The 2,508-nt window shown below is 33.2% G+C and carries 1 protein-coding gene and 1 pseudogene; both read left to right on the top strand.

The features are described from left to right. A pseudogene (locus tag IC220_RS06920) lies at positions 1-331 on the top strand (hypothetical protein); the annotation flags it as partial. Between the two features lie 801 nt (positions 332-1,132). After that, on the top strand, positions 1,133-2,508 hold a 1,376-nt coding region (locus tag IC220_RS06925), incomplete at its 3' end, for an ankyrin repeat domain-containing protein (RefSeq protein ID WP_188153720.1).

The following is a 2,508-nucleotide window of genomic DNA, read 5'->3' on the forward strand; positions in this document are numbered from 1 at the left end:
GCTCAAGTTAAAGAAAAGTGTGGGTAGATGTATGATACTGGCTCCGGAAGACGAAAAAAATGATAAGAAAGATAGCACACTACTGAAAGGATTAGTAAGAGCACATATGTGGCAACGTCAAATAAAAGAAGGAAAATACGCAACAACAAGGGAGCTTTGTACTGAAATTAATGTACGACATATACAGCGTATTTTACGACTAAATTACCTGGCTCCAAGGATAAAAGAGGATATTCTAAACGGAACCCAGCCAAAATATCTGAAATTAGCGGATTTAAAGAAAATACCACTTTTATGGAGTGAGCAGTTTGAAAAGTTTTATGATGTGTGAAGTGGCTATCAATATAAATTTAACACTTTCAAAAAGCCTAAAAGTGGTATAAGCTGTATGGTCCCGTAATGACTCCTTAAATGATGATGATAATATACCATTATATAGTGGGACTGTGCATATATTTAAGTTTTATTAAGCGGTTCAAAACGGGCTTGAAAAAACCGTAAAAAGGTTGGTTCATAACTCATACGTAACCCGCAAATACCATACGCATCAAGTTAAGGGCAAATTCAGGAAATTTAAGGCAACTGAGCTTACCAAGAAAAAGCTTCTCTTTAGCGTGACAAAAAATTCAATTATTTACTTTCTCTAAACCGCAAAAAATGTCCTACCTTTTAGAGAAAAATGGCGAAAGGTTAATAGATTATGTAAAGAAAATGGAAATTTTGGGGAAAATAATTAGGTACGAAATGTCGTATGTATATGGGTAAAAACAAGCTATTATTGGGGGTTTTTGTCATACTAAACTAACTTAGAGAGGAGCTTGCAACTATGGGTAAATGGGCCAAGCGATTCCAAAAAAACTTGTTCTCAGAATCGTTATATAAAATAGCCAAAACCAGCCATACTGGACAGCTTTTTAGTAATTTCTGTTTATATGAAAGTATATACGTGCGTGAGAATAGAGAGGAAAATGTTGTCAAATTTAACGAAATTGGTGTCTAAAGTAAATAAAGGATTTTCAGTAAGTGCTAACTTCAGCTTCAAAATGCACAAAAACTTGCATTGTTAAGTTTAATAATTTATTATGTTATGAATCAATCATGATCGGTTTTGGTGTAACAATAGGGGGATTTTATGTTAAAGACAAGGTATCCAGCAAGCTATTTAAAAAAAGAAGAATTTAAATCACAAATACAGGAAGAACAGCAATATAGAGAGCAAAGCAGAAAGGCTCTGCAAGACTTAAAAAGAGTAAAGCGTATAAATGACAATCCAGAACTGCCAGAAGGTTTTAAGGTGGAACAAGCTATTAGAAGATCTGGTTCTTCTAAAGGAAATAAATTATCTGAGAGTCAACCTGAACAACATGTTAAGTTGGTGAAACAACAACCAGATCTACCAGGAAATAGAGTGAAAAGAGCTGATAATGAATCAGGGCCTTCAAATGCTAATCAAGGAAATCAGCAATCTCCTTATGACGGTAGTCAGTCTGATCGAGATAATCAGCCCATTGATTCTGCTCAGCATCACCAAATAAATCTTAATTCTCCTGACTTTATTGATAGTGATGATGAAAGAGAAAAAAATACAGAGCTATTTTCTGCTATAAGGAAGGGTGAACTGCAGAAAGTCCAAGAGCTTCTAGAAGCAGGAGTAAAGACCAACATTATTGATAAAAATAATAAAGATAATACACCTTTACACTATGCTGTTGAAAGAGGCAAAAAAGAGATAGTTGAAGAATTACTGCTTCCAAAGTGGAAAACAGATATTAATGCTAAGAATAATAAAGGTGATACCCTTTTACATATTGCTATCCATAAAGGTAATAAAGAACTTGTAGAATTACTCCTAAATAATCAAGCAGAAGTTGGTATGAGAAATAACGATGATGAGATTCCATTAGATATTGCTAAACGTCTTGATAAGCAAGATATTGTACGAATATTGGAATCACACACTCAGCCAACCCTACAATCCTATGTTAAAGAGCAATCAGCAGATCAGCAATTTCAGCAAAGTTTCTATTCTAAGGAGAGCGGAGATCAAGAAAAGAATAAGCAATATTCTAATAAAGTAAAAGAAATTGCTCAAAAGCGCAGCTCTAAAAGAAGAGCAGGGACTGCAAGTAGTGGAGATTCTTATGAAATTGATCTATTAATGTTAGGTAAGATTAGAGGGGAAAGTGATACAGATAGATTTTATTTAGACACAAATGTGGATGGTTTAGGTGCTTTTGATGATATAGTCTTTAGATATTGGAATGAGGAAAAATCAACAATAATTCTTTTGCAAGCAAAACATGTAGAAAATTTAAAAAAGGGTAAGGTTACCATTGAAAAATTTACAAATCCAAAAAACGATAAATTTTATCTAGGCAAGTATTTCTCGGACTATTTAAACAGTAGAGAAAGATTTAATAACAAATCTAAAGATCCTATATTTCAAGGTAATTTTAAGGAGCTAGATCTTAAGTATATTATTTATACTAATTCTATTCTGGATGAACA

This window comes from Wolbachia endosymbiont of Pentalonia nigronervosa, from assembly GCF_014534705.1.
In the GTDB taxonomy this organism is placed as follows: domain Bacteria; phylum Pseudomonadota; class Alphaproteobacteria; order Rickettsiales; family Anaplasmataceae; genus Wolbachia.